Genomic DNA, 5,625 nt, shown 5'->3' with positions numbered 1-5,625 from the left:
CATCATGTTTTTGTCAATGGTGTGCAGGTCCTTAAGAACGGCGAGCACACAGGAGCAACTCCGGGGCGCGTCGTTCGGGGCCCGGGCTGGAAGAAAAAATAAACGTCGATACCGATGTTCAATCGGGCAGATTTTAGGGAGACGACTCGATGAAGGACGTTCGCCACTTCGTGCATACGGGATTAATCTTTACGTCAAAATACTTGCTTCGAGGGAACCGAGCCTCACTCACAAAACAATAGTTACTAAGGGAGAGGCTCCTTTTCTCCTGTTGCGCCTTCACTTTGATCAGGATTGATCGTATCCGGTCCTTTTGCGTCGTGCATGACCTGGATTTTCTCAAGATCGGCCAGCGGCATCGCATTCTCATTTTCGGGCAAAGGATCGGTCATCATTTTGAGTCGTAGATTGTCAAATTCTTTAGGCGCGGTCAGTTTCGATCCATCAATTCCGCCCAGGGAAGTATCCTCGTTTGAGGGTTTGGTATTGGCGCCCTCGCGAATCAGAACTTTCTCCATCGCTTCATCAGTTACTTGCGGAGGAACCGTCGATTGGTCACCTTCCGGATTGACATATTCTTTATCGTTCGATGCTTCCTCAATTTGATCAAGCCGGGATTCAGGATAGAGTACGGCCGCGATTCCACGCACAAGATCCTTTTCATCTCCAGTAACTTCTTTGACTTTCGCCGGCGCATCGAGAATTGTCATGCCTTCGCCGGTGCCCGGGATTTTTCCGAATTTGTCAACGCCGACGTCTTTAGCGAAATCAATAATCTTCTCGACAATTTTCGGGACCGTTTCCTTGACTTTCTCACCGAAGCTCTTCTCTCCCTTCTCCCCTTTTTCAGCCGAGATCAGGTCCATGCGGCCGGGAAGATCGAAGGGGCCGATTCCATCGGCTTTGCCTGTGAAGTTCCCGCGATTTCCAGTTCCATCCGCAACTACCGGTTGGTAGGTTCCTCCACCGGATGGATTGGAAGATGATTGGGATCCCTGTCGAAGTTTCAAGGCATCGTCCAATTGATTCCTCACTTCGATTCCGCTAACTCCCATATCAACTCCCATCCGATTCGGTCCGGTTCGGGTCCTTCCCATCCCGAGATCGCTTCCCAATCCGGTATCGACTGATTCGCCATCCGGAAGGGTCTTCGGCAGCTCTACTTTCTCCCGAAATGGAACACCCGGAATAAGTCCTCCCTTGGGATCTTCTTTTATTAATGGTGGATTCTTTAGTGCCGTCGGTTGCGTGGCTGCAAGATTGATTTGCGATGGATCCAGCTTTGGCGCCGCTGTAATGATGTCCAGATAAGTTGAATTCTCCTTGATCTCAACGCTATCCGCTTTTGGCAAGGGCCTTTGCAGCTGCACCGGTTCTTTTGGCGTTTCGTCAACGACTTTTCCAGGCTTTGGTGTTGATTCCGTTTTCTCTGTAGGTTCATCTTGAATGATCCCGTTTCTTAAGCTGTCAATTTTCATAGAGCCTCCCGTGGCTTCAGTCTGACGGAGACTAAAGCAAGCGCGGTGCCAGAAGCTTCCTTCTCGCAAAGGCCATGCGAGATTGCCAACTCTGTAGGCGATTTGCGGATTTTAGCCGGAAAAGTGCCAACCAGATTACGTAAGCATGAAGGTTGTCAGTACAAACAACCTGACTATTTTTTCCGCAAACCAGGAGGGAATTTCTTAGTATTGTATCCCGCATCGATTGCAGCCATGACACGCTTATCCCACAGTTCGTTTGGAGTCTTTATATTACCCCAGGAATACGTCTTGTCCCAGTAAAAATTGACATCTGCAACCGCAGCGCTGCTTACAACCAGAAAAAAAGAATGCTCCAAGTGAAGCTTTCATTTATTCCCACCTAAGCAAAACTTATTCTACGCTACTAAAGTGACCGTGAAAAAGACCGTCCGGATCGAATGTCAGCCGAAGTGCCTGAAGGCGTTGCCAGTTCGCCGGCGCGAAGGATCGTTCGACACGCGTCGGCTTTGCAACAATATCGGACTCACCCACGTAATGACCTACTGCAAACGGTTCTAGTTCTGCAATCGTCGTGCGATGCCATGCAGCGTTCACGGCATCGTTCTCCTGCTGTTCCCAGATCGCATAGCAAAGGAACAATGTACGGCCGGTCATTGAGAATGCGGCATCGGGTAAAGTTGAAGCATTATTCTCTGCCCCCGTAGAAAACACACACACAGCCAGTGATTTCGGTGAAGGAGCATGCAAAAACGAATCGCGTACAATCACTAAGGGATCCGCAGGGGGCGAATTCGTCCATACGGTATCGACCAAGTAACGGTGGCCTTTCGGCCACAACATTTCGCCCAGATCAAGCAATGCATCTAACGAAGACGGCTGTATGATCTCCTTTTCCACGCACTGATTAAGAACCGGGCAACTCTCCAGGAGATTGAGCGCTGCCGTTGCCTCACTTGTAGTATCGACAAACGCGATCGCGCTCAGGATCGCTACGTAACCCTTCTCCGATCTGCACTGCTCAGAAAGGTGGGGAGGCGCCTGAGCGATGAATAGCGTAAACTCTAGTTCTTTCGGTAGTAGACCGGAAATGCTTCCCGCCCAAGCACCGACTTCCGCGATATGCTGCACGGGGTAGAAGTAAGTACTCGTTGTGATTGCTCGCGGTGCGGGATAGAGTCTTAGCTTGTATTCTGTCACAACACCGAAAAAGCCTGGCCCCGCGCCACGGACCGCCCAGAATAGATCAGGGTTATTTTGCTGATTTACTGTGACCAGGTTGCCATCGGCTGTGACAATTTTGGCTTCAGTTACACTAAAGCAGCCGGGTCCCCATGTGCTGGTATTCCAACCCAGGCCGCCGCTCAAAAGGAAACCACTTACAGGTACGGTCGGGCAGTGTCCGACTGGGAAGCTCAAGCCATGCGTTTTCAACTGACTGTGAAGCTCCCTACCGGTTACAGTTGGCTGAACCGTTGCAATGCGAGCCACAGGATCAATCGACGTTTGTTTCAGCCGGCCCAGATCGATCAACAGGCTATCCTCCCGAAGCGAGAATCCGACCCAGCTATGTCCCCCGCCGCGCACCGCGATCCTCATCTGATTCGCGCGGGCAAAATGAATTGCTTCGATTACATCCTGCTCATTTGCGACTTGAACGATCAAACGCGGATAACGTTTCGGCGTCAACTGATTCCAACCCTTTGCCGACCTCAGATTTTCGTACTCATTATCAGTCGCGGTCACCACATTTCCCTGAATTCGATTTCTTAGTTCGTTTGCTTCCAAATTAGAATCCCCTTATCGTGTAGCCTGCGCCACGTGCGATTCAATAAATTACCGAGGATAAGAAAGAGCCGCTCGGCTCGTTATACAAACCCATGCTCATTAAAGTCATTGGTTGAATGATGCGCAGTTTATTTTCCAAACACCAGCGGAGAAGTTCACTATTGCGGGTCGGCAGCAAAAATCCCGGACCAGGAAAAGACGTTGCGGCGCCGATCAGCGCTTTTAGGTCTTCGTTATTCTCGCAGACTGCGTGACCGAAAAAACCGATCATTGTTGCATACCCGGTAATACGATTATTGTGCTCAACAACGGTTGCCGTTCCTTGCATGGTGGCATCGCGCACTTCCGATCCGCGATCAAATCCATGCACCCGAACGCATAATTTGTTGCAGGCATCCAGATCGTCTTCCGTTGCCGGTCGAACGGAACGGCCTTGTATTTCGAGACCGAGAGCCGGGCCTTGAATCGTTGAAAGAGGTTCTTGCGTGTCAAACCCGAGCTTGGTGTAAAGCGACAGTGAACGATTATGATAAGCGGCCTGCACCAATCTCACGCCAACGAAACGCCGATCCCGCGCCCTCCGCAGCACATCCTCCATCAAACGTCTACCAACAGCAACATTCTGCAAACGTGGATCAACTGTGATCGGTCCGACGCCGGCGATAACAGCATTCTCCCACAGGACGTTACTCCCTGCGACTTTACCGTCCACTTCGGCTACGACCGAATATAGATCATTGCGTGCGAACAATTGACCCAATATTCCGGCAGCCGTTTCCGGATCGGGAAAATCAGGTGGAAAATTGTGGTGTTCTGCGAGTGTTTTAAACGCTTCATAACAAATGGAGCCGCATGCTTCAGCATCATCGGTGGAAGCAGGTCGTAAGCGAATATCCATAAACCCTCTCTAACTCAAAAAAATAGAAATTCAAATAATACAAAGTTTTTCTTCTTGAGTCATCACCGGGAAGCCGGCCAACGTAACTTTATTGGAGCACGGCCGAAGAGGAAATAGCCTCAAATAACAAACAAGACTCCTGCGTTCGCAATTTCGCGAATCGATTCGCGTTCCTGCATAAAAAAGCCCACCTAATCGGTCCGGACTAAATCGGCGGATCCCTTGCATTCCGAAGGCATTACAAAGAATCACCGAAGAACTGCCGGTTGGCACGGCCATTGCGGCGCTTTGATTCAGGAGAAACGATATGAATCCTGGCGAACTTTCTCGCGTATCCAATAGAATCGGGATCATTGATTCGGCCCGGGAATCGGTGGAAGCTGCCGCGAAAACAGCAACTGAATTGGCCGAGAAAAAAGCATTTCGCTCTGCGATCGAATCCTTCGAAGCGATTTCTGCATCTGCGCCGCAGCAAGCGAGCATTCAAGCCGCAGGTTTTTCCGAATCTCCGCTGGACTATCTGGCAGCCGCCTCAGTGAGCGGCGCATCATTGGCCGGATTCAGCGAGATCGTTTCAATGGCGGACGTTCTGCAAACTTTAAAGCAACGTGGTTTTCCTTTTCAGAATGGAGTAGATGCTTTCTTGAAAAGCGGAATTCAGGAAGCGTTAGCAGGTTTTAAAATCAGTAGCGCCAATGCTGCTTCGCCTTCAATTCCAAAACCTCTGAATGAATTGCTTACTCCGGAAAAAATGAGAACGCCGGATCCTCTGCTTCCCGCATCTCTGCAGATCATTAAGCAAATGTTCTCGACTTTGTCAGCCACGAATCAGGCGAATCTTGAACTCAAAGCAAGCATGTTTCAATTCATCAGAGCCTAGGAGCCACGATGCCAGGTATCGATAAGAGTAAACTGGAAAGTTTTCGCGCGGGGAAGCTGAAATTTGTTCAAATATTCAATATAGATGCGAAACAGATCGCTTCCCTCCTACTGGTTGGACACAACTTTTTTCTGGAAGGCCGATTGCAGCAGGCAAAAGCAATTTTTAAAGGTCTTGCGGTTCTGGATCCTAAAAATCCATATGTACAAAACATCCTGGGAGCCATCTATCAACAAGCCGAACAATACGATAAAGCTGTTCTGCATTACTCTCTTGCATTAGAGCTTTTCCAGCGGACATACATTCACTAACGAATCGAGGCGAGATCTATCTACGCTTGGGAAGACTTGAAGACAGCGCCTGTGACTTCAAAAAAGCGTCACAGTTGGATCCTCAGAAAAAGCATCCGTCTGCAAATCGTGCTCGTCTGCTCGCAGCAATGGCCTCGAAAGCATTTCGCGATAAGGCGTTGATCTAAGACTTGGCAAAACGCTTTACGCGGGAGTCATTGCGCGCGAGCGCAAAGTCCACCAGATTGAAATTGTAATTTGCAACCTCACCAAAAATTTTCGACGACTCCT

The 5,625-nt window shown here is 49.6% G+C and carries 5 protein-coding genes; 2 read left to right on the top strand and 3 right to left on the bottom strand.

The window, feature by feature from the left end; translation table 11 throughout:
* Positions 1 to 245: 245 nt before the first annotated feature.
* The 3 genes from L0156_25675 to L0156_25665 all read right to left on the bottom strand — a co-directional run bounded on the left by L0156_25675 (position 246) and on the right by L0156_25665 (position 4,164).
* On the bottom strand, positions 246 to 1,478 hold the full coding sequence (locus L0156_25675) for a hypothetical protein (protein MCI0606388.1): 1,233 nt from the start codon (positions 1,476 to 1,478) through the stop codon (positions 246 to 248).
* Positions 1,479 to 1,871: 393 nt separating this feature from the next.
* Positions 1,872 to 3,224: an FAD-binding oxidoreductase gene (locus L0156_25670; protein ID MCI0606387.1), complete on the bottom strand. Its 1,353-nt coding sequence runs from the start codon at positions 3,222 to 3,224 to the stop codon at positions 1,872 to 1,874.
* Between the two features lie 82 nt (positions 3,225 to 3,306).
* The gene (locus tag L0156_25665) at positions 3,307 to 4,164 is read right to left on the bottom strand and encodes a GNAT family N-acetyltransferase (GenBank protein ID MCI0606386.1); all 858 of its coding nucleotides are present in this window, start codon (positions 4,162 to 4,164) and stop codon (positions 3,307 to 3,309) included.
* Positions 4,165 to 4,471: 307 nt separating this feature from the next.
* Here L0156_25665 and L0156_25660 point away from each other — a divergent pair, with 307 nt between their 5' ends.
* Positions 4,472 to 5,044, top strand: coding sequence for a hypothetical protein (locus L0156_25660; protein MCI0606385.1), 573 nt, complete (start codon positions 4,472 to 4,474; stop codon positions 5,042 to 5,044).
* An 8-nt stretch (positions 5,045 to 5,052) separates the two neighbouring features.
* A complete protein-coding gene (locus L0156_25655) occupies positions 5,053 to 5,355 on the top strand; it encodes a tetratricopeptide repeat protein (protein ID MCI0606384.1) in 303 nt (100 codons plus the stop codon).
* The last annotated feature ends 270 nt before the right edge of the window (positions 5,356 to 5,625 follow it).

The organism is bacterium (assembly GCA_022616075.1).
Taxonomy (GTDB): Bacteria; Acidobacteriota; HRBIN11; order JAKEFK01; family JAKEFK01; genus JAKEFK01.
Note: the sequence above shows the minus strand (reverse complement) of the source record. Positions and strands in the feature narration are given on the sequence as shown.

Excerpts from the sequence above, each read along its gene's own strand:
- L0156_25675 (MCI0606388.1), bottom strand. The coding sequence starts at position 1,478 with ATGAAAATTGACAGCTTAAGAAACGGGATCATTCAAGATGAACCTACA.
- L0156_25665 (MCI0606386.1), bottom strand. The coding sequence starts at position 4,164 with ATGGATATTCGCTTACGACCTGCTTCCACCGATGATGCTGAAGCATGC.
- L0156_25660 (MCI0606385.1), top strand. The coding sequence starts at position 4,472 with ATGAATCCTGGCGAACTTTCTCGCGTATCCAATAGAATCGGGATCATT.
- L0156_25655 (MCI0606384.1), top strand. The coding sequence starts at position 5,053 with ATGCCAGGTATCGATAAGAGTAAACTGGAAAGTTTTCGCGCGGGGAAG.